Here is a 25,864-nt window from a genome sequence, read left to right as displayed (position 1 = left end):
TGCAACGACAAGAGGGCTCCCGAATGGCCAATCTCAGAGATCACATGGGCAGGCCAATCGTCGCCGTCACCGGCATCGGCGTGGTGACCTCGCTTGGCGTCGGCAAATCGGACAATTGGGCAGCACTGACCTCGGGCAAGTCGGGCATCCATCCGATCACCCGCTTTCCCATCGATCAATTGAACACCCGCATCTCCGGCATGGTCGATTTCCTGCCGTCGAGTTCGAAAGGCGCGAGCCCCCTCACCTACGAGTTGGCCGAGCTTGCGGGTATCGAAGCGGTGGCCGAAGCGGGTCTTGATTCCAACGATTTCGGCGGACCGCTCTTCCTTGCCTCCCCGCCGGTCGAACTTGACTGGGCCGAGCGCTTTTCGCTCTACAATTCCGACAAGGACAAGGATGACACCGCCGCCGAAAGACTGCTCCGGGTGGCGCGCAGCTTGAAAGAGCTGGATATTTTCGAGACTACCCAGTTCGGTTCGATCGCCGACCGCCTTGCCGACCGCCTTGGCACACGCGGTCTTCCGATCACACTGTCGACGGCTTGCGCCTCGGGCGCCACAGCCATCCAGCTCGGCGTCGAGGCGATCCGCCGCGGTGAATGCGACCGGGCGCTTTCGATCGGCGCCGACGGCTCGGCGACCGCCGAGGCACTGATCCGTTTCTCGTTGCTTTCGGCCCTCTCGACGCACAACGACATTCCCGAAAAAGCATCGAAGCCTTTCTCCAGGGATCGCGACGGCTTCGTGCTGGCCGAGGGATCCGGAGCACTGGTGTTGGAATCGCTTGAGGCGGCTTTGGCTCGCGGCGCCACCATCCTCGGCATCCTGGGCGGTTGCGGCGAAAAGGCCGACGACTTCCACCGCACCCGCTCGAAACCGGACGCTTCGCCGGCCATTGCCGCGGTTCGCGCCGCGCTGGCCGATGCCGGCCTGGGTGAAGACGAAATCGACTATGTCAACGCCCACGGCACGTCGACACCGGAGAACGACAAGATGGAACATCTGGCGCTCTCGACGGTGTTCGGCGAGCGCATAAGCTCCATGCCGGTGTCGTCGAACAAGTCGATGATCGGCCATACATTGTCGGCGGCAGGCGCTGTCGAGGCCGCGTTCTCGCTGATGACGATGCGCGAAAGCGTCATTCCGCCGACCATCAACTACGACAATCCGGACCCCGCGATCGTGCTCGACGTGGTGCCGAACAAGAAGCGCAATGCCGAGGTTCGCAGCGTTTTGTCGAACTCCTTCGGCTTCGGCGGCCAGAACACTTGCCTTGTCATGGCGCGGGAACCGGTCTAAGCGACCTTTTTCAGCCATACAGAACCGACAGGCCTCATGCGCGCACTGCAACTTATCGAGGATCGCCGTCTTGAAACGGTGGACCTGCCGCCCCCGCCGCCACCCGCGCTCGGCGAAGTCACGCTGCGCATCAAGGCGGTGGCGCTGAACCATATCGACGTCTGGGGCTGGCGCGGCATGGCCTTCGCCAAGCGCAAGCTGCCGCTGGTCGTCGGCGCCGAGGCCTCGGGCGAGGTCGAGGCGGTCGGCCCAGGTGTTTCCAGCCTGCTGCCCGGACAGCTGGTGTCGATCTACGGTGCGCGCACCTGCGGCCTCTGCCGCGCCTGCCGCGAAGGCCGCGACAATCTCTGCGAGCATGTTTCGGGTGTTCACGGCTTCCACCTCGACGGCTTCGCACAGGAAAAGATCAACCTGCCGGCGCGTCTGCTCGTCCCCGCACCTCCCGGCGTGACCGATATCGGGGCCGCGGTGGCGCCCGTGACCTTCGGCACCGTCGAGCACATGCTGTTCGACAACGCCAGGCTTCAGCCCGGCGAGACGATCCTGGTCCATGCCGGCGGATCCGGCATCGGCTCGGCGGCGATCCAGCTGGCCAAGCGCATGGGCTGCACGATCATCACCACGGTCGGCTCCAACGACAAGATCGACAAGGCCAAGGCGCTCGGCGCCGACCATGTCATCAATTACCGTGACGACCGTTTCGAAGGCGTCGTGCGCAAGCTGACCAAGAAGAAAGGCGTCGACGTCGTCTTCGAACATGTCGGCGCGGATACTTTCGCCGGCTCGATGCTGTGCCTGAAGCGCGGTGGCCGCCTGGTGACCTGCGGCTCGACGTCGGGCGTGTCGACACAGATCAATTTGATGCAGCTGTTCCAGCAGCAGCTGAAACTGCTGGGATCCTTCGGCTGCCGCATGGAAAACATGGCCAACGCCATGCAGAAGATGGCGGCGGGCCAGGTCTCGCCGGTCATCGACACCGAGGTCGGCTTCGACGACATCGATGCGGCGCTGAAGCGCATGGAAGGCCGCGACGTCTTCGGCAAGATCATCCTGCGCGTCGTCTAGAGCCTTGACTTCGGTGCTCAAGAAGTTTCGCCGCGATCTCAGGTTTCGCTACGGCAGGCAGCTGCGCCAGGTGAACTACTGGCTGGTTGCGCGCGCCGCGATGATCATCATCTCGATACTGCGCCTGCTGCCGGTCGACGCCGCGCTGAATTTCGCCGACCGCGTCGCGCGCCGCATCGGCCCCTGGGTCGGGCGTCATCAGGTCGCCATCGACAATCTGCGCAAGGCCTACCCGCAAAAGAGCGAAAGCGAGATCCAGGCCATTGCGTCGGACATGTGGGGCAACATGGCCCGGCTGGCCGCCGAATACATCTTTCTCGACGCCCTGTTCGACTACGACCCCGCCTCGAGCAAGCCGGGCCGCGTCGAGGTCAAGGGAACGGAGCACTTCGTCGAGATAGCCGCCGAAAAGCAGCCGCATATCGTCTTCACCGGCCATCTCGGCAATTTCGAACTGCTGCCGGTGGCTGCCGCGACCTTCGGCATGAACATCACGGCGCTGTTTCGCCCGCCCAACAACCCCTACCTTGCCGATTACATCCTCTCGACGCGCCGCTCGACCATGGGTTCCCTGCTGCCGTCGATGGCCGGCGCCTCGTTCGCATTGGCGGGCGTCCTGGAAAACGGCGGCAATATCGGCGTCCTTGTCGACCAGAAATTCTCCAACGGCCTGGAGACGACCTTCTTCGGCCGTCCCTGCCAGAGCAACCGCGTGCTGGGCACGCTCGCCCGCCACTACGACTGCGACGTCTATCCGGCGCGCTGCGTCCGGCTGCCTGGCAACCGCTTCCGGCTCGAGATCGAGGACAAGCTGGTTCTGCCGCGCACCGCCGACGGCAGCGTCGACGTCCACGCCACCACCCAGATGCTGAATGACGTGGTCGAGCGCTGGGTGCGCGAGGATCCCGGCCAGTGGATGTGGTTCCACAAAAGGTGGGAGATCAGCAACTGGCGTCGCAAACAGCGCCCGAAGCCGGCTTCAGTCGCAAACACCTAATACATGTCGCCCAAAACTGATCTGGTTTTGGGCGAACGAGATGCATAAGCAAAGATTTAAAGCGCGTCGCATGAACCTGTTTCGTCGCGACGCGCTTTAAGCAAGGTCGCAGGCGAGAACATCCGTTCTACGCCAGCCGACCATGTACCGGCGAAATCAGGCGCTCAGTTGGTGACGACGATCCGCGTGTTGCCGAATCCCACTTCCCGCACCATCGAATAGAAGGCCGCGGCATTGGCCGTGTGCAACCGCACGCAGCCATGCGAAGCCGGGCGGCCGAGCTGCCTGACGGCACCGGTTCCGTGGATGGCATAGCCGCCATGGAAGAACACGGAATACGGCATCGGCGACATATGGTATTTGCGCGAATACCACATCCGGGCCGTGCGTTGCGGCCGATAGCTGCCGCGCGGCGTGAAATAGCCAGTGCGCGCGGTCGACACGCTCCACGTGTAAACCGATAGCCCATACCGGACCGTCATCGTCTGCGAAGATACGTCTATGTTCGCCACGAGGCTGGCTGCCCAGCCCTGCCCCGAAGCGCCGAACAGCATCGCGACAAATACGGCCGCCATGAGAACTGTCTTTTTCATGCGATCAAACCCCTTTGATTGCCCCTTGCTTGCCTGCCTGCCATCACGATGCTTTTCATCTTTTTAATGGCAGGTGAATGAAGTAACACACACTCGTTGACCAATTGGCCAATCCAAAGCAGAGAATTTGAACGATTTCCCGCGATAGTTGCCGCAACGACACGCCGCACCGGCCTGATCGCCAGCGGGCTTGCAAAACCGCCGATATCGCTGCTCAACTCGTCGTATGAACGAGCGACTCTTCAAGGCAATCGACAACAAGCGCGACGATGTCGTTGCGCTGACCGCCGACCTCATCCGTTTTCCGACCATCAATCCGCCCGGCGAAGCCTATGGGCCATGCGCGGAATATCTCGGTGCGCGGCTGAAGAAGCGCGGCTTCGAGACGGAATTCATCCGCGCCGACGGCACGCCCGGCGATACGGATCGCTATCCGCGAATCAATGTCGTCGCGCGATTTGACGGACGCTCTCCAGGCGCCTGCGTCCACTTCAACTCGCATATCGACGTCGTCGAAGCCGGCGATGGTTGGACCGTCGATCCCTTCGCCGGCGTCGTCAAGGACGGCAAGGTCTACGGCCGCGGCGCCTGCGACATGAAGGGTGGGCTCGCCGCCTCCATCATTGCCGTCGAGGCCTTCATGGAAGTATTCCCCGACTTTCCCGGCGCCATCGAGATATCGGGCACGGTGGACGAAGAATCCGGCGGCTTCGGCGGTGTCGCCCATCTGGCCGGGCTCGGCTACTTCTCGAAGCCCAGGGTCGATCACGTCATCATCCCCGAGCCGCTCAACAAGGACCGCATCTGCCTTGGCCATCGCGGCGTCTGGTGGGCGGAAATCGAGACCAAGGGCGAGATCGCGCATGGCTCCATGCCGTTTCTCGGCGACAACGCGGTGCGCCATATGGGCGCTGTACTGCAAGCTTTCGAGGACGAGTTGTTCCCCGCGCTTGACCGCAAGATGACGCGCATGCCGGTGGTGCCCGAAGGGGCGAGGCGCTCGACCATGAACATCAATTCCATTCATGGCGGCCAGACCGAGGATTTCCGGCCCGGCCTGCCCTCGCCCAATGTACCCGATTCCTGCCGGCTGACCATCGATCGCCGCTTCCTGCTCGAGGAGGATCTGGCCACGGTGAAAGGCGAGGTGACCGGCATTCTCGACCGGCTGAAGCGCGAGCGCAAAAAGTTCGACTACGAGATACGCGACCTGATGGAAGTGCTGCCGCTGATGACCGAGCGCGACGCGCCCGTGGTCAAGGCCGTGGCGCAAGGCATTCACGCGATCTTCGACCGCGAGCCGGACTACGTCATTTCACCCGGCACCTACGACCAGAAGCATATTGCCCGCATCGGCCACATCTATGATTGCATCGCCTATGGACCCGGCATTCTCGATCTTGCCCATCGGCCGGATGAGTGGGTCGGGATATCGGACATGGTGGAATCGGCCAAGGTGATGGCGATCGGGCTGAACGTGCTGCTGCGCGGCACGGCCGCAGGCTGAGGCCTCCCGCCGGGCAAGCTTCGACCGATCGAAACGGCCGCCGGGAGAAAAACTTTCCCAACCACGACGCCCGGCAGCACGAAACGCAATTTACTCCCGCGCGAAATCACGCTTCTATCGCCCGGTTTGAGCACGCGTCTGAACGCATGGGAGTGCACGATGAGATTGTGGAAAACCATTCTGGCCGCGGCCGTCCTGGCACTGGCCGCCGGAAGCCCGGCCTTTGCCGCGCGCACCGACCTTGTCATCGGCATTCCGCTCGAGCCGCCGCATCTCGACCCGACCGCCGGCGCCGCCGCCGCCATCGATGAGGTGCTCTACGCCAATGTGTTCGAGGGCCTGACACGCATCGGCCCGAATGGCGAAGTGCTGCCGGACCTGGCCGAAAGCTGGACCATTTCCGACGACGGCAAGGCCTACACTTTCAAGCTGCGTACCGGCGTGAAATTCCACGACGGCGCCGACTTCAGCGCCGACGACGTGAAATTCTCGCTGGACCGCGCCCGCGCCGACAATTCGGTCAATGCTCAGAAGAACCTGTTCGCGGCCATCGACAAGGTCGATGTCATTGATCCGGCGACGGTCAAGGTCACGCTGAAGAACCCGCAAGGATCGTTCCTCTACAATATGGGCTGGGGCGACGCGGTGATGGTGTCGCCAAAATCGGCTGACACCAACAAGGAGAACCCGATCGGCACCGGTCCGTTCAAGTTCCAGGGCTGGGCCAAGGGATCGTCGATCACGCTGGTGAAAGCCGACCACTATTGGGGCACGCCGGCATTCCTCGACAAGGTCGAGTTCCGCATCGTGCCGGATGCCGCCGCAAACGTTCCGGCATTGCTTTCCGGCGACATCCAGGCCTTCCCGTTCTTCGATCCCGACAGCCTGGCGCAGGTCAAGGACGATCCGCGCTTCAAGGTGGTGATCGGCTCGACCGAGGGCGAAACCATCCTCTCGATCAACAACAAGAAGCCGCCTTTCGATAAGCTGCAGGTCAGGCAGGCGATCTCCTACGCGCTTGACCGCAAGGCGATCATCGACGGCGCCTCGGCCGGCCTCGGCCAGCCGATCGGCTCGCACATGTCGCCGGCCAACAAGGATTATGTCGATCTCACCGGCCGCTATCCGCATGATGTCGCCAAGGCCAAGGAATTGCTGAAGGAAGCAGGCCTGGAGAACGGCTTCAAGGCGACGCTGAAGCTGCCGCCGCCCGCCTATGCGCGGCTCGGCGGCGAGATCATCGCCTCGCAGCTTCGCGACGTCGGCATCAACCTCGAGATCTTGCCGGTCGAATGGGCGCAGTGGCTGGACCAGGTGTTCACCAAAAAGGACTACGACCTGACCATCGTCTCCCACACCGAGCCCAACGACATCGATATCTATTCGCGCAAGGACTACTACTTCAACTACGACAATTCGGCCTTCGACAAGGTGATCGCCGACCTCAACCTCACCTCCGACGCGGCCAAGCGCAAGGAGTTGCTCGGACAGGCGCAGAAGATCCTGGCCGACGACGCCGTGGTCGGCTTCCTCTACGAATTGCCGAAGGTCGGCGTCTGGGACGCCAAGCTGCAAGGGTTGTGGGAGAACGCACCGATCCAGGCCAACGACCTGACCAAGGTGAAGTGGAGCGAGTGAACACTCAGGCTGTCTGGCGGAACTTGCGCTCTGTCACACCCCCCTCTGCCCTGCCGGGCATCTCCCCCTCAAGGGGGGAGATTGCGTCCTCCTTTATGCTTTCGCCAATCGCCGACGTTGAACACTGGTCGACGATACAGAAACTGCTGATCTCCCCCCTTGCGGGGGAGATGTCCGGCAGGACAGAGGGGGGTGCGCGGGAACTCGACCTTCGCCCGTTTGCAACAGGGCTCCGCCGCCGCCCATGACTGCCTACCTCCTCAAGCGCCTCGCCATCGCGCTCGCCATGCTGGTGCTGGCTTCCATGGTGGTGTTCGCCGTGCTGGAAATCCTCCCCGGCGACCCCGCCCGGCTGATGCTGGGCATGAACGCCAGCGCCGACCAGGTCGAGTTGCTGCGCAACCAGATGGGCCTCAACGCACCGCTGCCTTGGCGCTACCTGCATTGGGCCGGCGGCCTGCTCAGCCTCGATTTCGGCCGCTCCTATACCTATTCGGTGCCGGTCATCGATCTCGTGCGCGAACGGCTTGCCGTGTCGTTGCCGCTGGCGCTGATCGCGCTTGTGCTGTCCACGGTCATCGCCATTCCGGTTGGCCTGTTTTCCGCCAGCCGGCGCGGACGGGCCGGCGACACCGTGGCGATGGGCGCGGCGCAGCTTGGCGTCGCCGTGCCCAATTTCTGGTTCGCGCTGATGCTGATCTATGTCTTCGCGGTCTGGCTGCGCCTGGTTCCGGCCGGTGGCTTTCCCGGCTGGGGAGCCGGTGTCTGGCCGGCGCTGAAATCGCTGCTGTTGCCGGCGGTCGCGCTTGCCTTGCCGCAAGCGGCGATCCTGGCACGTGTCACCCGCTCGGCGCTGATCGAGGTGCTGAACGAGGATTACATCCGCACCGCCCGCGCCAAGGGCCTGCCCTATCGCGCCGTACTTTGGCGGCACGCGCTGCGCAATGCCATGATCCCGGTGCTGACCATACTCGGACTGCAATTCGCCTTCCTGCTTGCTGGCACCATCATCATCGAGAATGTTTTTTATCTCCCCGGCCTCGGCCGCCTGGTGTTCCAGGCGATCACCCAGCGCGACCTGATCGTCGTCGAAAGCGTCGTCATGCTGCTGGTCGCCACCGTGATCGCCGTCAACCTCATCGTCGATCTTTCCTATGCGGTCGTCGACCCGCGCCTGAGAAGCCGGCAATGACCCTGCACATCGAAATTCCCGAGGAAACGTTCGGCACCATCCTGGCCAAGGCATTCCGGAACACCGCTTTCGTCACCGGCTTCGTCATCACCTTGCTCATCCTGGCCATGGCCATCGTCTCCTATGTCTGGACGCCCTACGACGTGACGAAGCTGGTCATAGCCGACAAGACGCAGGGGCCCTCGCTGGCGCATTGGTTCGGTACCGACCATTTCGGCCGCGACATCCTGTCGATGACCATGGTCGGCGCCCGCAATTCGATTGCGGTGGCTTTTGTAGCGGTCGGCATCGGCATGAGCGTCGGCGTGCCGCTCGGCGCCTTTGCCGCGGCGCGCGGCGGTCTCGTCGACGAGGCGCTGATGCGCATCAACGATCTCGTCTTCGCCTTCCCCGCACTGCTGTCAGCCATTATGATCACCGCCATCTTCGGGCCGGGCGCCGTCAACGCCATCATCGCCATCGGCATTTTCAACATCCCGGTGTTCGCACGGGTCGCCCGGGCCGGCGCGCTGGCGATCTGGCCGCGCGAATTCATCCTGGCCGCGCGCGCCGCGGGAAAAAGCAGCACGCAGATATCGATCGAGCATGTCTTGCCCAACATCGCCACGCTGCTCCTGGTGCAAGGCACCATCCAGTTCGCGCTGGGCATCCTGGCCGAAGCCGGGCTTTCCTATCTCGGCCTCGGCGCGCAGCCGCCAATGCCAAGCTGGGGCCGCATGCTGTTCGACGCCCAGACCCGCATTGTGGTGGCGCCGTGGATGGCGATCTTTCCCGGCATGGCGATCGTCGTTGCCGTGCTCGGCCTGAACCTCCTGGGCGACGGCATCGCCGACATTCTCGACCCGAAATCGCGGCGGCAGCGATGAGCCTGCTGGAGATCGAGAACCTGTCGCTCGCCATCGGCGACACGCCGATCCTGAAAGGCGTGGAACTCTCCCTTGCATCAGGCGAAGTCATGGGGCTGGTCGGCGAATCCGGCTCCGGCAAATCGATGACCGCGCTGACGGTGATGCGGCTTCTGCCCCACGCCGCGCGCGCCACAGGGCGCGTCACCTTCGATGGGATAAATATCCTCGCCGCAACGGAGGACCAGATGTGCGCGCTGCGCGGCGACGACATCGGCATGGTGTTCCAGGAGCCGATGACCGCTCTCAACCCGGTCAAGACCATCGGAGAACAGGTAGCCGAAGGCATACGCTGGCACACCAGGACCACACGCGCGGAAGCTGAGGAGCGGGCGCGAAAAATGCTAGACCGCGTCGGCCTTCCCTCGGCAAAATTCCCACTGTCGCGCTATCCGCACGAGCTGTCCGGCGGCCAGCGCCAGCGCGTCGTCATTGCCATCGCCTGTGCGCTGAGGCCGAAGCTGCTGATCGCCGACGAACCGACAACGGCCCTCGACGTGGTGCTGCAGGCGCAAATCCTCGACCTCCTGCGCGATCTGGTGGCGGAGAGCCGCATGGGCCTGCTGCTGATCTCGCACGACCTCGCCGTGGTGACCGAGATGGCCGACCGCATCACCATCCTGCGCCATGGTGAGGTGATGGAGGCCGGCGACACGGTGCGCACGCTGTCCGAACAGCTCCACCCCTATACGCGCCAGCTGGCGCAAGCCTCCATGCATGTGCCGGCGCGCGCCAAGCCGCATGGCGCTGGAACAGGCAAGCCCTTGCTTCAGGTCGAGAACGTGACCCGTGACTATGCCGGCCGGCGCGCCGCGCTGTTCAGGCGCGCGCCCGACATCCGCGCCGTCGACGATGTCTCCCTGTCGATGGCGCCGGGTCAATCGATGGCGCTGGTCGGCCGCTCCGGCTGCGGCAAGTCAACGCTCGCCCGGATGATCTTGGCACTGGACCGGCCAAGCGCCGGCACGATCCGGTTTCGCGGCGACACCATCACCGGCAAGCGCGAAGCAGAGCTGAAGCCGGCGCGACGCGACATGCAGGTTGTCTTCCAGGATCCCTATGGCTCCTTCGATCCGCGCCAGAAGGTGGAAAGGCTGGTCGCCGAGCCGCTGCATGTGCTGGAGAAGAAACCGACCCGCGCCGAGCGCCGCGAAATGGTGGCGCATGCGCTGCACGAGGTTGGCCTCGATCAACGCGACATGGACAAGTACCCACACGAATTTTCGGGCGGCCAGCGCCAGCGCCTGTCGATCGCGCGCGCCATCATCACCCGCCCCAAGCTGGTCGTCGCCGACGAGCCGGTCTCGGCGCTCGACGTCTCGATCCGCGCCCAGATCCTCGATCTGTTCGCCGAACTCAACCAGAAGCTCGGCATCGCCTACCTCTTCATCACCCACGATCTGACCGTCGCCCGAGCCATCACCGACGAGGTGCTGGTCATGCATGACGGCAAGATCGTCGAGCGCGGCAGGACGAACGAGGTGCTCGATCATCCGCAATCCGAGGCCGCCAGGGCGCTGGTTGCCGCCGCCCCGGACCTGCACAGGGCAATCGCGCGCCGGATGCAGGAGCAAGGTTAAGAAGGCGGTTCGCCCCTACTCTTCCGGCTTCACCACATCGACTGGACTGATGTCGAGCAGATCGAGCGTACGGCGCAGCAGGCGCACCTCGGTCTCGGCCAGTTGCGAATCCGCCTTGGCAATCTCGGCCATATGCTGGGCCAGTTGCTTGCGCCGTTCGACGTCGAGATCGCGGAACAGTGCAATCGCCTGCGAGCCGTTGGTCTCGTAGCCGAACTCGTTGAGATATTCGATAACGCTGTCGATGCTGCTCTCCTGGATGCCGAAGGCGTCCTTGCAGATGCGCCGGAAGGCCACCATCTCGCTCTCGCTGACTGTGCCGTCAGCCAGGATCATGCGGAACAGCATCAGAAGTTCAGCCGACAGGACGGGATCGTCCGCCACCTTGCGCACACCGGGGTCGCCGTCGAAGATCGAACGTATCTGATCCAGCAATGCGAATGCCATCGGTGCCCCTTTCCGATTCCTCTCCACTAGAGTTAGCGCGGAATCGGCCTTGCGCAAATGGGGCGGTCGTGATCGAACGCCGCTATCTCGGCCGACCGACGCTCCCACGGATCAGATGATCGATCTCAGCATCCAGACAGTTGCCATGCTCGCCTTCGCCGCCTTTGCGGCGGGCTTTGTCGATTCGATTGCCGGCGGCGGCGGACTGATCACCATTCCCGCTCTGCTGCTGGCCGGTTTCTCGCCGGTCGAGGCGCTTGGAACCAACAAGCTGCAAGGCATGTTCGGCTCCGGGTCGGCGACCATTCACTATGCCTCCAAGGGCCATGTCGACCTGCGCCGGCAATTGCCGTCGGCGCTGCTGGCGCTGGCCGGAGGCGCCGTAGGCGCCTTGCTGGCCACCATCGTCCCGGGCGATCTCCTGCGCGCCCTGCTGCCCCTGATACTGATCGCCATCGCGCTCTATTTCGCGCTCAAGCCCAACATGAATGACGTCGACCGCGCCGAACGCCTGTCGCCATTCCTGTTTGGACTGACCCTGGTGCCGGCAGTCGGCTTCTATGACGGCCTGTTCGGGCCCGGCGCCGGCTCATTCTATATGCTGGCGTTCGTCGCGCTCGCCGGCTACGGCGTGCTCAAGGCTACGGCGCATACCAAACTGCTCAACTTCGCGTCCAACATCGGCGGCTTCATCATCTTTGCCGCCGTCGGCGTCATCTCCTGGAAGATCGGCCTGATGATGGGCGTTGCCCAGTTCCTCGGCGCCCGCGTCGGCGCCAGCCTGGCCATGCGCATCGGCGCCAGACTGATCAAGCCGCTGCTGGTGATCGTCTGCCTGGCACTGGCGGTGAAGCTGCTGGCCGACCCGGCCAACCCACTGCGTGTCATGATTGGTGTGTGACTACACGCCCTGATAGAATGAGGCTGTTCGAATCATGTTGGAGGAGCCAGACATGAATCTCAGCGCGCCTACCCAGATTGTTTTCATCATTTCCCTAGTCATTGCCATCATCGGCATTCTCGCCGCGCTTGGCATTCTTGTGTTCATTCCAATCGCATCGGTGTGGATTGTTCTCATCGCCTACATCGTACTCGCCGCCGGTTGCCTGATGCGCGGCGCCTGACAAGTTTCCCGCAAAGTGGGGACCGAGAGCGCCCGGCCGAAAGCCGGGCGCTTTTGATTCCGGTCAAGGCTCTGCTAGATTTGCCTTGGCGGAAGGATGACCGATGCCGATCGAGATGCAGCGCCGGAAGGAACAGGACCGCTCGGTCGCCGGGCGGTTCGAGATGCGTCGGCGCCTTCCCGACACTGCACTCGAGGGCATCGTGTCCGACATCTGCGGCTATCGCGAAACGGCGCCCGGCCATTTCCACAACGTCGAATACGCGTCGCTCACCGTGCCGCTGGTGATCAGCTTCGCCGAGCCCTTCGCCATCGGCCTCGGCAAGACACCCGGCGACAACGACCGCTTCGCCAGTTTCGCTGCCGGCCTTTTCGCCGGGCCGGTGCTGATCGAATCCTTCGGCGCCGCCTGCTGCGTCCAGGTCAACTTCACGCCGCTTGGCGCGCGCCGGTTCTTCCGGCTGCCGATGAGCGAACTGACCGACAGCATGGTCGTGCTCGACGACGTGCTGGGCACCGAAGGCGTGGCGCTGCGCGAAAGGCTTGGCAATGCACAGGATTGGACGACGCGTTTTGACATCGCCGAAGCCTTCGTCGCCGCCCGTCTGACGAGTGCGGCGCAAACACCGCTCGAAATCGCCTGGGCCTATGACCGCATCATCGCCTCCGGCGGCCGGACCCGCATCGCGTCGCTCGCCGAAAGGCTGGGCTGGAGCCGCAAGCACCTGGCGGGAAAATTCTCCGACGCGATCGGCATCGGCCCCAAGACGCTGTCGCGCATCGTCCGCTTCAACCGGGCGCTCGGCCTGTCGAGGCAGCCCGCGGCCCACTGGGCGGATATCGCTGCCGATTGCGGCTATGCCGACCAGGCGCATCTGGTGCGCGAATTCCGCGACCTTGCCGGCGAGACGCCGACGGCGGTTTCGGCCAGGTAACATTTCTTCAAGACGCTGGAACCGTCCTCGCCGAGAGTGATGCATGTCGCCCAAAAGTGCGTAGTGGTTTTGGAACAACGACATGCACAAACTGAATGCATCGACTAGTTCAGATGAAGGAGGTTCCCATGCCCACTACCACCGAAGCCCCTCGCCTCTACCCTGCCTTGCGCTATAAAAACGCGGCGAAAATGATCGACTGGCTCTGCGAAGCCTTCGGTTTCACCGTCCGCGCCCGCTATGGCGAAGGCGATGTCGTGCACCATGCCGAACTGGTCTTCGGCTCCTCGATGATCATGCTGGGCACGGTGCGAGACGACGATTACGGCAAGATGGTCGGCGAGCCCGGCACAGGCGGCGGCAAATCGATCTACATCGCCGTCGACGACGCCGATGCAGCCTATGCCAAGGCCAGGCAGGCCGGCGCCACGATCATCCAGGAATTGACCAACCGCGACTATGGCAGCCGCGAGTTCATCTGCCGCGACCCGGAAGGCAATGTCTGGTCATTCGGGACGTATTGGCCGAAGGCGGGAGAAGAAGCGTAGCGCCGCTCTACCGAGCCAGCCCAAAAATCGCGTCACAGTCGAGATGGGCTTCCAGCTCGGCCGCCACCTCGTCCAGCGCCCCTTCGACGTCGGCGCGATAATCGATGCCGCCGCCTTTGACGCTAAGGCTTTCGAGGAATTTTCCGCGAAAGCCGTCGGCGCCGAACAGGCCATGCATATAGGTGCCCAGCACCTTGCCGTCGGTGGAAACAGCACCGTCCTCGACACCATTGATGATCGCCGACGGTCGCATCGTGTCCGGGCCGGTGGTCCGGCCGAGATGGATCTCATAGCCCTCGAGCGGCAGGTCGAACGGAACGGATCGCGCGCTGACATTGCGCACGGTCTTCTCCGGCTCCATCACCGTTTCGATGTCGAGCAGGCCGAGCCCTTCGGCCTCGGTGACGCTGCCCTCGATGCCCTCGGGATCACGCACCACCCGGCCCAGCATCTGGAAGCCGCCGCAAATGCCGACGACGTGACCGCCGCGCTTGCGATGCATTGCTAGATCCCGATCCCAACCATTCTCGCGGAATTTCAGGAGATCGCCGATCGTCGACTTGGAGCCGGGAATGACCACCAGCCCGGCATCGGCCGGCAACGGCTTTCCCTGCGGCACGAACACCACTTCGACCTGCGGTTCGGCTTTCAGCGGGTCGAGATCGTCGAAATTGGCGATGCGCCCAAGCATCGGCACCGCCACCTTCAGCGCGCGTTTCCCGCCGGACACCAGCCGTTCCAGCACCACCGAATCCTCCGAGGGCAGCCGCGCCGCCGCCTTCAGCCACGGCACGACGCCAAAGCAGCGCCAGCCGGTGAATTTTTCGATCGCCTTCAGGCCGTCATCGAACAGCGAGACATCGCCGCGAAACTTGTTGATGAGGTAGCCGACGATCATGCGTCGGTCCTCTTCCGGCAGGATCAGATGCGTGCCGGCAACCGAGGCGATGACGCCGCCGCGATCGATGTCGCCGACGAGCACCACCGGCACGTTGGCACGCGTCGCAAAGCCCATATTGGCGATGTCGCGGCTTCTGAGGTTGATTTCGGCTGGCGATCCGGCGCCCTCGACGATGACGAGATCGGCGTCCTCGCCGACCTTGCCCCAGGAATTCAGGACGGCATCCATCAGCCGGCCCTTCAGCGCCTGGTAGTCGCGCGCCCGCGCCTCGCCGAACACCTTGCCCTGCACGATGACCTGCGCGCCGACATCGGTCTGCGGCTTGAGCAGCACCGGGTTCATGTGGACTGACGGCGCGACCCCACACGCGATCGCCTGCAGCCACTGCGCGCGGCCGATCTCGCCACCGCCATGGTTGTTGTTGCCGGGAATGTCGGCGACGGCAGCATTGTTCGACATATTCTGCGGCTTGAACGGCCGCACCTTCAGCCCGCGCTTTTTCGCGGCCCGGCACAGCCCAGCGACCAGAACGGTCTTGCCGACATCAGAACCAGTGCCCTGCAGCATAATGGCTTTGGCCATGGTTCAGCCCCTGCCCTGCGCCACGGTTCCGGTGATCTCGGATTTCTGCGCCAGAGGCCCACCGCGCCAGATGTAGAGCGCCAGCAGGGGCTCCTGGCCGGTGCGCATGGCGTGGTTCACATTGGAAGCGTGGTGAACGATCTCGCCGGCCTCCCGCTTGCGAAAGCCCCTCTCGCCCATGCGCCACTCGGTGCCGCCGGTCAACGGAATGTAGATTTCCTCGGCGACGTGATGATGGTCGGGATAGACGATATCAGGCCCAAGGATCAGCAGGCCGGCCGCAGCCTCGTCATTGGCGAAATGGCCACGTGTGCCGAATACCTCCAGCCAGCCGTAATTGTCGACGAACGCGCTGCCGAAGTCCGACTCGCTGTAGGTCTGCCCCCAATGCAGATTGCCGCGTTGCCCGGCAACCCATCGCACCAGAGGCTTCGCATCCGGGGGCGCCAGTTCGGCGGCACGTTCGAGATGGCGAAGGCAAGCGAGCGGATGTGCCGCCAGTGGACGAGCCGGCATGTCCCAGCCGATGCCCGCCACGGCCTCGCGCACCAGCGCGTTGTCCACGCAAGCGAGATAGGCGTGGAACCGCCCCAGCAGTTCTTCGAATTTTGTCGTCACATCTCACTCCGGACATGCATTCGTGCACAGCCGCTCCGCGGCGGGTCGGGTTGCGCGACGGCATCATTGGTCTAGATTGGTGCGCGCGCAAAGCCAAAAACGACAGGCCAGCGGGCTAGCTGGCCAGCACAAGGGAGCACGCCATGGACGCTGCGGTCGATGCGAGCACCAGCCAGTTCGAACTCAATGAGGAACAGCGCGCCATCCAGGAGATGGCACGGGCCTTCGCCGCCGACCGCGTCGCGCCGAATGCGCTCGACTGGGACCGCAAAAAACATTTCCCCGCCGATGTGATCCGCGAGACCGGCCCGCTCGGCCTCGGCGGCATCTATATCAGGGACGATGTCGGCGGCTCCGCGCTCGGCCGGCTCGACGCCGTGCTGATCTTCGAGGCGCTGTCGCACGCCGATCCGGCCTTTTCGTCCTTCATCTCGATCCACAACATGGTGGCATCGATGATCGACCGTTTCGGCAATGACGAGCAGCGCCAGCGCTTTTTGCCCAAGCTCACCTCGATGGAATGGCTGGCAAGCTACTGCCTGACCGAGCCGGGTTCCGGATCCGATGCGGCGGCCCTGAAGACGCGTGCGGTGAAAAGCGGCGGCGACTACATCCTCAACGGCACAAAGCAGTTCATCTCGGGCGCCGGCGACAGCGATGTCTATGCTGTCATGGTCCGCACTGGCGCCGATGGTCCGAAAGGCATTTCCACCATCATCGTGCCCAGGGATGCTCCCGGCCTCTCCTTCGGCGCCAACGAGCACAAGATGGGCTGGCACATGCAGTCGACGCGCCAGGTCATCTTCGAGGATTGCAAGGTGCCGGCGGAGAACCTGTTGTCGGGCGAAGGCGCCGGTTTCGGTATCGCCATGGCCGGGCTCGACGGCGGCCGGTTGAACATCGCCGCCTGTTCGCTGGGCGGTGCGCAGTCGGCACTCGACAAGGCGCTGTCCTACACCGCCGAGCGCAAGGCCTTCGGCTCGAAGATCAACCAGTTCCAGGCGCTGCAGTTCCGGCTGGCCGACATGGAGACCGAGTTGCAGGCAGCGCGCATCTTCCTCTATGCGGCTGCCTCCAAGCTCGACCGCAAGGCGCCTGATGCCGGCAAATGGTCGGCGATGGCCAAGCGCTTCGTCACCGACACCGGCTTCAACGTCGCCAACGATGCGCTGCAACTGCTCGGCGGCTACGGCTATCTGCACGATTACGGCATCGAGAAGCTGGTGCGCGACCTGCGCGTCCACCAGATCCTCGAAGGCACCAACGAGATCATGCGCGTCATCATCGCGCGGGCGCTAATCGGACGGTAAGGCAGTAGGCAGTAGGCAAAGATGACCGGCAAGATCAATTCATACAAGGATCTTATCGTATGGCAGCAGTCGATGGACCTGGCCATCGCCGCCTATTTCTTGACCAAGACGTGGCCCAAAGAGGAATTGTACGGACTGACCAGCCAGATCCGTCGTTCAGCGACATCTATCCCTGCAAACATCGCCGAAGGTTATGGTCGGGACAACAGAGGCTCTTATCAACAGTTTCTCAGGATAGCCCAAGGTTCGACGAAGGAGCTCGAGACACACCTCCAGATCGCAGAGCGGATTGGCCTTGCCACACATGATCAAGCCAATCAGCTACTGTTAGCGACCGAGGCCATCGGAAAAATGCTTCGCCAGCTTATAATAAAACTTGCACCCGAATAGATCGCCCTACTGCCTACTGCCTACTGCCTACTGCCTACTGCCTACTGCCTACTGCCTACCGCCTACTTACCCAAATCACGGAGCGCCACTATGACCACCATCGCCTTCATCGGCCTCGGCAACATGGGCAATCCGATGGCTGCCAATCTGGTCAAGGCCGGGCATGCCGTCCATGGCTTCGATCTGGTGCCGGAGAATTTGACGGTCGCGCGCGAGCACGGCGTCGTCGTCATGGCGAACGCCTTGGCCGCGGTGAAGGATGCCGATGTGGTCATCACCATGCTGCCGGCCGGCAAGCACGTGCTGTCGGTCTATGAGGACATCGCGCCTAAGGCAAAAAAGGGCGCGCTGTTCATCGATTCGTCGACAATCGACGTCGAATCGGCACGCAAGGCGCATGCGACAGCCGCAAGGAATGGCTTGTTGTCGATCGATGCGCCCGTTTCGGGCGGCACCGGCGGTGCGGCGGCCGGCACGCTGACCTTCATGGCCGGCGGTTCAGACGATGCCTTCGCCGCCGCCGAGCCGATCCTGAAGCCGATGGCCGGCCGCATCGTCCATTGCGGCGGCGACGGCGCCGGCCAGGCGGCCAAGATCTGCAACAACATGATCCTCGGCATTTCGATGATCGGCGTCGCCGAAGCCTTCGTGCTGGCGGAAAAACTCGGTCTGTCGCACCAGGCGCTGTTCGACGTCGCCTCGACATCGTCCGGCCAGTGCTGGTCGCTGACCACCTATTGCCCCGTGCCGGGCCCGGTGCCCACTTCGCCGGCCAACAGGGACTACAAGCCAGGGTTTGCAGCCGCATTGATGCTCAAAGACCTGAAATTGTCGCAGGAAGCCGCACAGGCTTCCGGCGCCGTGACGCCGCTGGGCGCCGAGGCCGCCCAACTCTACGCCCTGTTCAACGCTCAAGGGAACGGCGGCGCCGATTTCTCCGGCATAATTAATTTTTTGCGCGGGAACCCCGCATAACCAACTGATGTAATTGGCTCTTCTGGATTCTCCAGCCAGAAAAACCGTAAATTTAGATTTGCTTAAGCTCTCGATAACTCCGCGGTAACGATGTCCCTATAAAACGGATGGCGAGGCGGACATATCACTTCCGCCCGGCGCTCCGGATCAGGTCTCGCGTACCGGAGCCCGTAAGTTCGACAAGTGCCCATAAAGTTTCGCAAATTGTTTGCGTAGCGAAGCGCCTGCGTATCTGGCAAAGCCGCGTTCCCGATGGAGCGCGGTTTTTGCGTTTCTGCCGCTCCCGAAATTTATATTCCGATTGCCGCGTTCGGGATCGGAACGTGATCTTCGTTGGTCAGTACGATCGGCGCGTCCTCCCCGTCCACCCTGACGACGAGCAGGCGCGTGCTCCATGAGCCGGCTTTGCGAACCAGGTGCGAATACACCGTGCCCTTGCCCTTGGCGCCATGGACCGGAATGCTGAACTGGGCATCCCCCGCGCCATTCGCATTGACGTCGAGATTGCCTCCGACCCAGAAATTGTCGGTCACCTCCTCGCCGATGGCGGCTTTCACGCGCGTGTCGGCGCGAATGGCATCCATGGTCATGTGATAGGCGTCGCTGCTTTTCAGAACGAAAGGAATGCTGCCGACCATCGTCGCGCAGCCGCCGATGCCAACCACCCACACCGCCAGTCCCGCGATCGCCCAGTTCCGCTGCGTCTTGCGGAACTGTTCGGCGTCGCGCCAGGCACGATTCTGCCAGGCCCAGCGGCTGCCGCGCGCGCCGAGTATGATGATCATGACGATGTTGACCAACGGGATCAGCGCCAGCAGCGCGATGAAGGTGCTGTTGCCGATACCCCAGATCCAGTTGAGGAAAAAGGCGCCCCAGTTCCAGCGGTCGAGCTCGGCCGGAATTTCAGCCGGCTGGTTGAGCGGTTGTCCTGCCATCAAGTCTCCCTTCGGCGAACGGCCTCGACGGCTTGTAGCCGATAGCGCCGATGACCGGAACCCTTGGCCCATCGGCGAAAGACGAACAAGAGACCGGCTCAGGGCGGATGGCAGGCGTCCCGAACCACGGGACGCCTGCAATATCTTATCGCTTGCGCAGATCCGCTTGCGCCAGGTCCAGTGCCTTGCCGATACGCTCGCAAGCCATGTCGATGGTGTCGCGGCTCCAGATCAGCGGCGGCGACAGGATCATCGTGTCGCCGGTGGCGCGCAGCATCATGCCGTTGGCGATCGCATGGTCGCGCACGGTCACCGCGGCACTTCCCGACGGCAGGAACCGTTCCTTGGTCGCCTTGTCCTTGACGATCTCGATCGCGCCCATCAGGCCGATCGAGCGCACCTCGCCGACCAGATCATGCCCGGCGATGCGTTCCTGCAGGGCCTTGGCAAAATACGGCCCGGTGTCGTTCCTGACCCGCTCGACCAGGCCTTCCCTTTCGATGATCTCCAGGTTCTTCAGCGCCACGGCGCAGGCCACCGGGTGCCCGGAATAGGTGTAGCCGTGATTGAACTCGCCGCCCTTCTCGACCAGCGTCGAGGTGATGCGGTCGCCGACCAGCAGCGCCGACAGCGGCTGATAGCCCGACGTCAGCGCCTTGGCCGTGGTGATGGTGTCCGGCTCGATGTCGAAGGTCTGGGCGGCGAACCATTCGCCGGTGCGGCCGTAACCGGTGATGACCTCGTCCAGCATCAGCAGCACATCGTATTTGCGGCAGATGCGCTGCACTTCCGGCCAGTAGCTCATCGGCGGTATCTTCACGCCGCCCGCCCCCATCACCGGCTCGCCGATGAAGGCAGCGACCTTATCGGCGCCGGCCTCCAGGACGGCATCCTCCACGGCCTTGGCCGCGCGCAGGCCGAAATCGTGATCGCTTTCGCCCGGCAGCGCCAGCTCATAGGCATAGGGCATCATCACATGGACGATGTTGGGCACAGCGCCGCCGAGCTGCTTGTGCATGGCATCCATGCCGCCGAGCGAGGTGCCGGCTATGGTCGAGCCGTGATAGGCCATCTTGCGCGAGATGACGCGGTTCTTCTCCGGCTTGCCTTCCAGCACCCAGTAGTGACGGGCAAGTCGTAGCGCCGTATCGTTCGCCTCCGAGCCGGAGGAACCATAGAAGACCTGGTTGACGTTCTTCGGTGCGATTTCAGCCAGTTTCTTGGACAACAGCACCGGCGTCGGCGTCGAGCATTTGAAGAAGGAATTGTAGTAGGGTAGCTCCTTCATCTGCGCATAGGCGGCCTCCGCCAGTTCGTCGCGGCCATAGCCGATGTTGACGCACCACAGGCCGGCCATGCCGTCCAGCAGTTCCGTTCCTTCGGAATCGTAGATGAACGGGCCGTTGGCATGGGTGATGATGCGCGCGCCCGCCTCACGCAATTCCTTGTGGTCGGTGAAGGGATGCAGATGGTGCGCGGCGTCGATCTGCTGAAGCTGCTTCAGCGAATAATTCTGATAGGTCATGTCTGATCTTTCCTCTGGATTCAATCCGGCTGGCGCCGGGGCGAAGTCGTCAGAGGATGGCAGGCGGCGAATAGCCGATGCGGGCGCACAGCCGCAAAAGCTCGGCGCGCAGCGTGCGCGATGACGGTGTCACCGCAACCCGGAATGCGCGAGCTGATAGCCTAGCGAGAGCCATGGCAGGCACCTTAGAGCAAATCCATGAAAAGTGTGAAACGGTTTTCGGTCCGGAATCGCCAAGAAAAGGGATTCAGGGCAAAGGGTGGTTCGACCACCCTTTGCCTGGCGGATGACGGGATATGGCTAGGCCTTGCCGCTTAGCGCCCTCTGCAGGAATACATATTTCATCGCCGTCTGCATCGCTTGAGGCCGACGGTCGCCGCGCCCGCCATGCCCGCCCTCGGTTTCCTCGAAGAACAGCGTCCTGGCGTGACCGGCCTCCTGCAGCCGGGCCGCCATCTTGCGCGCATGGCCGGGATGGACCCGGTCGTCCGCCGTCGATGTGGTCAGCAGCACCGGCGGATAGGCGACGTCCGCATCGACATGCTGGTAGGGCGAATAGGCGGAAAGCCATTTGGCGTCTTCGGGCTTCGACGGATCGCCATATTCGGCCATCCACGAGGCGCCCGGCGGCAATTGCGTGTAACGCAGCATGTCGAGCAGCGGCACCTCGACGATGACGGCGCCGAAGAGTTCGGGGCGCTGCGTCAGGGAAACGCCGGTCAGCAAGCCGCCATTCGAGCCGCCCTGGATGCCGAGCGAGGCAGCCGTGGCGATGCCGCGGCGGACGACGTCCTCGGCGACCGCGGCGAAATCGTCGAAGCCGTTCTGGCGTTTGCCCTTCAGCGCCGCCTGATGCCAGGCCGGGCCGAATTCGCCGCCGCCGCGGATGCAGGCCTGCACATAGGCGTTGCCCTTCTCCAGCCACAGCCTGCCGCGCACGCCGGCATAGCCGGGCAGCAACGGCACTTCGAAGCCGCCATAGCCATAGAGCAACGTCGGCACGGGCCCCTTCTGGTCGCGCCGCCGGACGACAAAATAAGGGATCATCGTGCCGTCCTTCGAGCGCGCCTCGAACTGCTCCGAAATCAGCGGCGAGGCATCGAAGCGTGCTGGCTGCGACTTCACGGTTTCAAGCGTCGCGCCATCGTCGTCGGACCAGATGATCGAGCTCGGTGTCAGGAAATCGGTGAAGGAGAAGGACACGCTGGAACCGAAATGCTCGGCATGACTGATGCCGACCGTGCCGTTTTCAGGCAGAGCGACCGCCTTCAGCGACCAGGCGCCGTCCTTGCGTTCGCAGACGAGAACCTTGCCGCGCACATTGTCCATCAGGCTGACGAACAACCGGTCCTGGGTGCGGGCAAGGCCCGCGATCGACACGCGATGCGCCGGCGCGAGCAAGGTCTCGATGGCGCCAAGGCTGCCGGTTTCGATCCAGTGCGCGAAATCGAGCGAATAGAGCCCGTCCGGCTGGCAGGCCGTGCCATCCGGCGCCGTCCAAGGGGTGCGCACCCCGAACACCATCTGGTCCTTGAAAAGCGCGGTGTCGGTGACGTCGTCCGGCAGCGGGATGCGCCTGTTTTCGCCAGACGGGAGATGCAGGAAACTGTGCGATGCGAAGAAATTGAGTGTCCGCGCCAGAAACAGATGACGCTTCTCGCCGTCGAACTCGACGCCGGCGCCGACGGCGAGATCTTCCTTCTGCGCCTCGAAGATCGGCGCCGCGTCTTCGAGCCTGGTGCCGCGCTTCCAGAGCTTGACCACGCGCGGATAGCCGGACTCGGTCTTGTCTCCTTCCTCGAAGGCTGCTGAGACGATGACCGTGTCCTTATCCAGCCAGCCAAATCCCGATTTCGAGGCCGGCGCGCGGAATCCGCCCTCGATGAACGATTTGGTCTCGATGTCGAACTCCCGCATCTCGCTGGCATCGCCACCATCCGGCGACATTGAGAGCAGGCAGCGGCTGAACTCCGGATAGAGCCGGCTGGCGCCGCTGAACACCCATTTGATCCCCTCCTTCGCCGCGAGCTGGTCGAAGTCGATGATCGTTTCCCACTCCGGCTTCTCGGTCTTGTAGGAAGCGACGGTTGTGCGGCGCCACAGGCCGAGCGCATTGGTCTTGTCCTGCCAGAAATTATAGACATGGCCGGCGATTGCCGCACCCACGGCGATGTTGTCCTCGGCCGTCATCAGGTCGAGCGCGGTCTGGAACGATGCCTGGTAGGACGGATCGCCCTGCAATTGCCCAACCGTGACTTCGTTCTGACGATGCACCCAGTCCAGCGACTGTTTGCTGGTCCTGTCCTCCAGCCAGAGGAAGGGATCGTCCGTGCTGGAGTCTGGCTTGGCGATAGGTTTGGTCATGGAATCTCCGATAGTCATGCTTCGGCATGCAACATCGACATGCCTTGTCCGATATTCAATAGCTGCGGCATCGACGCCGAGGATTCAGGCTTTCCCGCGACCAGCGAGGCTCGCAACCGCCAGCGCCAGGCACAGCAGGCCAAGCGTGAGCGGCAGGCCGCCCGCGCCCAGCACATCCATGACGCTTCCCGCCACCGGCGGCACGGCGATGCCGCCGACACCCCACATCAGCGAAAAGGCGGCATTGCCGGCGACCAGTGTCGAACCGGTGAAGCGTTCGCCGAGTTCGATGATCGACATCGTGTAGATGCCGTACGAAACCGCGCCCCAGATGAAGATCATCGGCCAGATCAGCGGTGTCTCGATGAGAAAAGGCAACAGCGCGCATCCGAGCGCCGTAGCGCTTATGCAGACCAGCCGCACGAACCGCGCCGTCAGCCTTTCCGCCAGCAGGCCGAGCGGCATCTGCATGGCGATGTTGCCGGCAATCATCACCGTGAGCAACGCCGACATCCGGGCTTCGGCGATGCCGTAATGCGTGCCGTAAACCGGCAGCAAGGCCAGCGCGCCCTGTTCGAAACCGGCGGCCACGATGACCGCAAACAAAAGCAGCCAGGCCAGTGGCACGAAGCCAAGAACGGAAACCTGGTGCCCGGCCTCGTCCACCTTTGGCAGGCGCGGCAGCACGGATGCCAGGCAGATGCCGCACAGCACGAAGGCGCAGATGCCGACGAGAAACGGTGGCCAGCCCAGCGTGCCCACGGCAAGCAGGCAGAGTGGACCGGCCGCGAAGCCTGCCGAAATGATCGTCGAATAGATGCCCATGATGCGGCCGCGCCGGGCCGGCGGCGCCAGCGCGATCACCCAGATTTCGCTTAAAACATAGAGCGGATTGGTCACGACGCCGATCAGGAAACGCAGCGGGAACCACAGGTAGACATTCTGCGTCCAGCCGATCAGCGCCAGCACCACGGCCGAAAGTGCCGCACAGGTGAGCGCCGTGCGCCCTGCTCCGAACCGGCGTGCCAGCGCCGGAATGAGCGGCGACGAGACGATGAAGCCGATCGGCGTCATGGCAGCCGACAGTCCGATCATCGCCGGCGAGACGCCCTGCCGCTGCAGGATGAAGCTCAACAGCGGATAGGACAGCCCCTGCGCGATGGCGAACACCGAGACGGTCGCGATCACGCCGGTGATCGCGGCCCATTGCATCCCTGTCTCGCCGTTGCCGGGGCTGGCCGCGATCATGTCTGCCCGCTCCGGCGGACCGACGAGCGATAGAGTGCAAAGATCACCAGCAAGGCGTCGAGGCCGATGATCACGATCGGCAGGCCGAGCGGGCCGATGCCCTGCATGAGCAGGCCGGCGCTCGGCGGGCCGACAATACCGCCAACGCCCCACAGCAAGGCGAAGGCCGCATTGCCGGTGACCAGCAGCGTGCCCCTGAACCGGCTGCCGAGTTCGACCAGCGCCATCGTGTAGACGCCGTAGCCGACCGCGCCCATGACCAGCAGCACGCCCCAGACAAGCGGCGTCATGATCAGCAGCGGCAGCAGAACCGCGCAGACGGTGGTCGCCATCGCGCAGGCCAGGATCATGGGGCGGCCGCCGAAACGCTCCGCCAGCAGGCCAAGCGGGATCTGCAGCAGGATATTGCCGAGGGAAAGCGCCATGACCAGCGCGGCGAGCACCGCTTCCGGCAGGCCATAACCAGCGCCGAAGACCGGGACCAGCGCATAGGTGCTTTGCTGGACGGCGGCCGAGACCAGCACGGCCAGCAGCAGAGCCGGCGCCAGGCGGGCGAAGCTGAGAAAACTGCCGGCGGGCTGGCCGTCATCTTCGAAACCGGTGAGCCTCGACGAGACAAGACGCAGAATGACCGCGCAAAGCACGAAGCCGCCGATGCCGACGCTGAAGGGAGCCCAGCCCGACGTACCGACCAGGGTCAAGGTGAAGGGCCCGGCCGCATAGCCGGCGCCCATCAGCGTGTTGAACACGCCCATGACCCGGCCTCGCCGCGATGGCGCCGCCAGCGACAGCGCCCAGACCTCGCCAAGGATGTAGAGCGGATTGATGACCACGCCGATGATGAACCGGATGACATACCAGGCCACCCAATTCTGCAGATAGCCGACGCCCAGGAAGCACAGCGCGCCGATCAGCGAACAGCCGACCGCAAGGTTGCGCGCCCCGACCAGCCGCACCGCCGCCGGCACGAAGGAAGCCGACAGGATCAGACCGAGCGGCATCATCGCCGCCGACAGGCCGATCAACCCGGGCGACATGCCCTGCTTCTGCATCAGGAGCGTGAACAGCGGCGAGCTCAGCCCCTGCGCGGCGCCGAACATGGCAAGCGCTGCGGTGACGCCGGCGAGCGCTGCCCACTGCGTCCCCGCTTCGACCTCGCTCGTGCTGGTTGCGACCATGTCATTA

25 protein-coding genes are annotated in these 25,864 nt (G+C 63.6%); 15 read left to right on the top strand and 10 right to left on the bottom strand.

From position 1 onward, the window contains the following. Nucleotides 1-23: 23 nt before the first annotated feature. From MESOP_RS19295 to MESOP_RS19285, 3 genes are read left to right on the top strand one after another with little or no spacing between them, the layout of a single operon-like run. Complete coding sequence (locus MESOP_RS19295; RefSeq protein WP_013895023.1) at nucleotides 24-1,301, top strand: beta-ketoacyl-ACP synthase; 1,278 nt, start codon at nucleotides 24-26, stop codon at nucleotides 1,299-1,301. A gap of 36 nt (nucleotides 1,302-1,337) precedes the next feature. Continuing rightward, on the top strand, nucleotides 1,338-2,366 hold the full coding sequence (locus MESOP_RS19290) for a zinc-binding dehydrogenase (RefSeq protein WP_013895022.1): 1,029 nt from the start codon (nucleotides 1,338-1,340) through the stop codon (nucleotides 2,364-2,366). A 13-nt stretch (nucleotides 2,367-2,379) separates the two neighbouring features. Beyond that, nucleotides 2,380-3,363, top strand: a complete 984-nt coding sequence (locus tag MESOP_RS19285) for a lipid A biosynthesis lauroyl acyltransferase (RefSeq protein WP_013895021.1) — start codon at nucleotides 2,380-2,382, stop codon at nucleotides 3,361-3,363. 164 nt (nucleotides 3,364-3,527) lie between these two features. Here the strand turns inward: MESOP_RS19285 and MESOP_RS19280 are convergent, their stop codons facing one another. Further along, nucleotides 3,528-3,956 carry a L,D-transpeptidase gene (locus MESOP_RS19280; RefSeq protein ID WP_013895020.1) on the bottom strand — a complete coding sequence of 143 codons (429 nt, stop codon included), beginning with the start codon at nucleotides 3,954-3,956 and terminating at the stop codon, nucleotides 3,528-3,530. Nucleotides 3,957-4,182: 226 nt separating this feature from the next. Here MESOP_RS19280 and MESOP_RS19275 point away from each other — a divergent pair, with 226 nt between their 5' ends. The 5 genes from MESOP_RS19275 to MESOP_RS19255 all read left to right on the top strand — a co-directional run bounded on the left by MESOP_RS19275 (nucleotide 4,183) and on the right by MESOP_RS19255 (nucleotide 10,778). Continuing rightward, nucleotides 4,183-5,463 carry an acetylornithine deacetylase/succinyl-diaminopimelate desuccinylase family protein gene (locus MESOP_RS19275; protein ID WP_013895019.1) on the top strand — a complete coding sequence of 427 codons (1,281 nt, stop codon included), beginning with the start codon at nucleotides 4,183-4,185 and terminating at the stop codon, nucleotides 5,461-5,463. A 159-nt stretch (nucleotides 5,464-5,622) separates the two neighbouring features. After that, on the top strand, nucleotides 5,623-7,101 hold the full coding sequence (locus MESOP_RS19270) for an ABC transporter substrate-binding protein (protein ID WP_013895018.1): 1,479 nt from the start codon (nucleotides 5,623-5,625) through the stop codon (nucleotides 7,099-7,101). 244 nt (nucleotides 7,102-7,345) lie between these two features. After that, nucleotides 7,346-8,293, top strand: a complete 948-nt coding sequence (locus MESOP_RS19265) for an ABC transporter permease (protein WP_013895017.1) — start codon at nucleotides 7,346-7,348, stop codon at nucleotides 8,291-8,293. After that, entirely contained in the window at nucleotides 8,290-9,159 is an 870-nt protein-coding gene (locus MESOP_RS19260) for an ABC transporter permease (protein ID WP_013895016.1), read from the top strand. The genes MESOP_RS19265 and MESOP_RS19260 overlap by 4 nt, the downstream gene beginning before the upstream one ends. After that, nucleotides 9,156-10,778 (top strand): ABC transporter ATP-binding protein, encoded by a 1,623-nt coding sequence (locus MESOP_RS19255; RefSeq protein WP_013895015.1) that lies wholly within the window; start codon nucleotides 9,156-9,158, stop codon nucleotides 10,776-10,778. The genes MESOP_RS19260 and MESOP_RS19255 overlap by 4 nt, the downstream gene beginning before the upstream one ends. A gap of 15 nt (nucleotides 10,779-10,793) precedes the next feature. Here MESOP_RS19255 and MESOP_RS19250 read toward each other — a convergent pair whose 3' ends face one another. After that, nucleotides 10,794-11,225, bottom strand: a complete 432-nt coding sequence (locus tag MESOP_RS19250) for a TerB family tellurite resistance protein (protein WP_013895014.1) — start codon at nucleotides 11,223-11,225, stop codon at nucleotides 10,794-10,796. 115 nt (nucleotides 11,226-11,340) lie between these two features. Here MESOP_RS19250 and MESOP_RS19245 point away from each other — a divergent pair, with 115 nt between their 5' ends. The 4 genes from MESOP_RS19245 (at nucleotide 11,341) to MESOP_RS19235 (ending at nucleotide 13,831) form a co-directional block, all read left to right on the top strand. Beyond that, nucleotides 11,341-12,126, top strand: coding sequence for a TSUP family transporter (locus MESOP_RS19245; protein ID WP_013895013.1), 786 nt, complete (start codon nucleotides 11,341-11,343; stop codon nucleotides 12,124-12,126). A gap of 52 nt (nucleotides 12,127-12,178) precedes the next feature. After that, nucleotides 12,179-12,349, top strand: a complete 171-nt coding sequence (locus tag MESOP_RS33820; protein WP_013895012.1) for a hypothetical protein — start codon at nucleotides 12,179-12,181, stop codon at nucleotides 12,347-12,349. A 103-nt stretch (nucleotides 12,350-12,452) separates the two neighbouring features. Continuing rightward, nucleotides 12,453-13,283: a helix-turn-helix domain-containing protein gene (locus MESOP_RS19240; RefSeq protein ID WP_013895011.1), complete on the top strand. Its 831-nt coding sequence runs from the start codon at nucleotides 12,453-12,455 to the stop codon at nucleotides 13,281-13,283. Between the two features lie 128 nt (nucleotides 13,284-13,411). Next, nucleotides 13,412-13,831 carry a VOC family protein gene (locus tag MESOP_RS19235; RefSeq protein WP_013895010.1) on the top strand — a complete coding sequence of 140 codons (420 nt, stop codon included), beginning with the start codon at nucleotides 13,412-13,414 and terminating at the stop codon, nucleotides 13,829-13,831. 7 nt (nucleotides 13,832-13,838) lie between these two features. On the opposite strand, the gene MESOP_RS19230 is transcribed toward MESOP_RS19235, so the two are convergent. Together MESOP_RS19230 and MESOP_RS19225 are read right to left on the bottom strand one after the other, a co-directional pair. Further along, nucleotides 13,839-15,314, bottom strand: coding sequence for a cobyric acid synthase (locus MESOP_RS19230; protein WP_013895009.1), 1,476 nt, complete (start codon nucleotides 15,312-15,314; stop codon nucleotides 13,839-13,841). Nucleotides 15,315-15,317: 3 nt separating this feature from the next. Next, a complete protein-coding gene (locus MESOP_RS19225; RefSeq protein ID WP_013895008.1) occupies nucleotides 15,318-15,932 on the bottom strand; it encodes a dimethylsulfonioproprionate lyase family protein in 615 nt (204 codons plus the stop codon). 143 nt (nucleotides 15,933-16,075) lie between these two features. On the opposite strand from MESOP_RS19225, the gene MESOP_RS19220 reads away from it, so the two are divergent. The 3 genes from MESOP_RS19220 to mmsB all read left to right on the top strand — a co-directional run bounded on the left by MESOP_RS19220 (nucleotide 16,076) and on the right by mmsB (nucleotide 18,607). Beyond that, nucleotides 16,076-17,242: an isobutyryl-CoA dehydrogenase gene (locus tag MESOP_RS19220; RefSeq protein ID WP_013895007.1), complete on the top strand. Its 1,167-nt coding sequence runs from the start codon at nucleotides 16,076-16,078 to the stop codon at nucleotides 17,240-17,242. Between the two features lie 21 nt (nucleotides 17,243-17,263). Beyond that, on the top strand, nucleotides 17,264-17,632 hold the full coding sequence (locus MESOP_RS19215; RefSeq protein WP_013895006.1) for a four helix bundle protein: 369 nt from the start codon (nucleotides 17,264-17,266) through the stop codon (nucleotides 17,630-17,632). Between the two features lie 90 nt (nucleotides 17,633-17,722). After that, complete coding sequence (mmsB, locus tag MESOP_RS19210) at nucleotides 17,723-18,607, top strand: 3-hydroxyisobutyrate dehydrogenase (RefSeq protein ID WP_013895005.1); 885 nt, start codon at nucleotides 17,723-17,725, stop codon at nucleotides 18,605-18,607. Nucleotides 18,608-18,897: 290 nt separating this feature from the next. Here mmsB and MESOP_RS19205 read toward each other — a convergent pair whose 3' ends face one another. The 6 genes from MESOP_RS19205 to MESOP_RS19180 all read right to left on the bottom strand — a co-directional run bounded on the left by MESOP_RS19205 (nucleotide 18,898) and on the right by MESOP_RS19180 (nucleotide 25,857). Continuing rightward, nucleotides 18,898-19,542, bottom strand: a complete 645-nt coding sequence (locus tag MESOP_RS19205) for a cytochrome c oxidase assembly factor Coa1 family protein (protein ID WP_013895004.1) — start codon at nucleotides 19,540-19,542, stop codon at nucleotides 18,898-18,900. A 145-nt stretch (nucleotides 19,543-19,687) separates the two neighbouring features. Next, nucleotides 19,688-21,067, bottom strand: coding sequence for an aspartate aminotransferase family protein (locus MESOP_RS19200; protein WP_013895003.1), 1,380 nt, complete (start codon nucleotides 21,065-21,067; stop codon nucleotides 19,688-19,690). Between the two features lie 49 nt (nucleotides 21,068-21,116). Next, nucleotides 21,117-21,242 carry a hypothetical protein gene (locus MESOP_RS19195; protein WP_041164190.1) on the bottom strand — a complete coding sequence of 42 codons (126 nt, stop codon included), beginning with the start codon at nucleotides 21,240-21,242 and terminating at the stop codon, nucleotides 21,117-21,119. Nucleotides 21,243-21,367: 125 nt separating this feature from the next. Then, entirely contained in the window at nucleotides 21,368-23,431 is a 2,064-nt protein-coding gene (locus MESOP_RS19190) for a prolyl oligopeptidase family serine peptidase (RefSeq protein WP_013895002.1), read from the bottom strand. 84 nt (nucleotides 23,432-23,515) lie between these two features. After that, entirely contained in the window at nucleotides 23,516-24,679 is a 1,164-nt protein-coding gene (locus MESOP_RS19185) for an MFS transporter (RefSeq protein ID WP_013895001.1), read from the bottom strand. After that, entirely contained in the window at nucleotides 24,676-25,857 is a 1,182-nt protein-coding gene (locus MESOP_RS19180; RefSeq protein WP_013895000.1) for an MFS transporter, read from the bottom strand. Before MESOP_RS19180 ends, MESOP_RS19185 begins: the two co-directional genes overlap by 4 nt. Nucleotides 25,858-25,864: the final 7 nt, after the last annotated feature.

Source organism: Mesorhizobium opportunistum WSM2075 (assembly GCF_000176035.2).
Lineage (GTDB): Bacteria > Pseudomonadota > Alphaproteobacteria > Rhizobiales > Rhizobiaceae > Mesorhizobium > Mesorhizobium opportunistum.
The sequence above is the reverse complement of the archived record's forward strand: the minus strand, read 5'-3'. Positions and strand labels throughout refer to the sequence as shown.

Coding starts and splice junctions, on each gene's coding strand:
- MESOP_RS19295 (WP_013895023.1), top strand. CDS start 24: ATGGCCAATCTCAGAGATCACATGGGCAGGCCAATCGTCGCCGTCACC.
- MESOP_RS19290 (WP_013895022.1), top strand. CDS start 1,338: ATGCGCGCACTGCAACTTATCGAGGATCGCCGTCTTGAAACGGTGGAC.
- MESOP_RS19280 (WP_013895020.1), bottom strand. CDS start 3,956: ATGAAAAAGACAGTTCTCATGGCGGCCGTATTTGTCGCGATGCTGTTC.
- MESOP_RS19275 (WP_013895019.1), top strand. CDS start 4,183: ATGAACGAGCGACTCTTCAAGGCAATCGACAACAAGCGCGACGATGTC.
- MESOP_RS19270 (WP_013895018.1), top strand. CDS start 5,623: ATGAGATTGTGGAAAACCATTCTGGCCGCGGCCGTCCTGGCACTGGCC.
- MESOP_RS19265 (WP_013895017.1), top strand. CDS start 7,346: ATGACTGCCTACCTCCTCAAGCGCCTCGCCATCGCGCTCGCCATGCTG.
- MESOP_RS19260 (WP_013895016.1), top strand. CDS start 8,290: ATGACCCTGCACATCGAAATTCCCGAGGAAACGTTCGGCACCATCCTG.
- MESOP_RS19255 (WP_013895015.1), top strand. CDS start 9,156: ATGAGCCTGCTGGAGATCGAGAACCTGTCGCTCGCCATCGGCGACACG.
- MESOP_RS19250 (WP_013895014.1), bottom strand. CDS start 11,225: ATGGCATTCGCATTGCTGGATCAGATACGTTCGATCTTCGACGGCGAC.
- MESOP_RS19245 (WP_013895013.1), top strand. CDS start 11,341: ATGATCGATCTCAGCATCCAGACAGTTGCCATGCTCGCCTTCGCCGCC.
- MESOP_RS33820 (WP_013895012.1), top strand. CDS start 12,179: ATGAATCTCAGCGCGCCTACCCAGATTGTTTTCATCATTTCCCTAGTC.
- MESOP_RS19240 (WP_013895011.1), top strand. CDS start 12,453: ATGCCGATCGAGATGCAGCGCCGGAAGGAACAGGACCGCTCGGTCGCC.
- MESOP_RS19235 (WP_013895010.1), top strand. CDS start 13,412: ATGCCCACTACCACCGAAGCCCCTCGCCTCTACCCTGCCTTGCGCTAT.
- MESOP_RS19230 (WP_013895009.1), bottom strand. CDS start 15,314: ATGGCCAAAGCCATTATGCTGCAGGGCACTGGTTCTGATGTCGGCAAG.
- MESOP_RS19220 (WP_013895007.1), top strand. CDS start 16,076: ATGGACGCTGCGGTCGATGCGAGCACCAGCCAGTTCGAACTCAATGAG.
- MESOP_RS19215 (WP_013895006.1), top strand. CDS start 17,264: ATGACCGGCAAGATCAATTCATACAAGGATCTTATCGTATGGCAGCAG.
- mmsB (WP_013895005.1), top strand. CDS start 17,723: ATGACCACCATCGCCTTCATCGGCCTCGGCAACATGGGCAATCCGATG.
- MESOP_RS19205 (WP_013895004.1), bottom strand. CDS start 19,542: ATGGCAGGACAACCGCTCAACCAGCCGGCTGAAATTCCGGCCGAGCTC.
- MESOP_RS19200 (WP_013895003.1), bottom strand. CDS start 21,067: ATGACCTATCAGAATTATTCGCTGAAGCAGCTTCAGCAGATCGACGCC.
- MESOP_RS19195 (WP_041164190.1), bottom strand. CDS start 21,242: ATGGCTCTCGCTAGGCTATCAGCTCGCGCATTCCGGGTTGCGGTGACA.
- MESOP_RS19190 (WP_013895002.1), bottom strand. CDS start 23,431: ATGACCAAACCTATCGCCAAGCCAGACTCCAGCACGGACGATCCCTTC.
- MESOP_RS19185 (WP_013895001.1), bottom strand. CDS start 24,679: ATGATCGCGGCCAGCCCCGGCAACGGCGAGACAGGGATGCAATGGGCC.
- MESOP_RS19180 (WP_013895000.1), bottom strand. CDS start 25,857: ATGGTCGCAACCAGCACGAGCGAGGTCGAAGCGGGGACGCAGTGGGCA.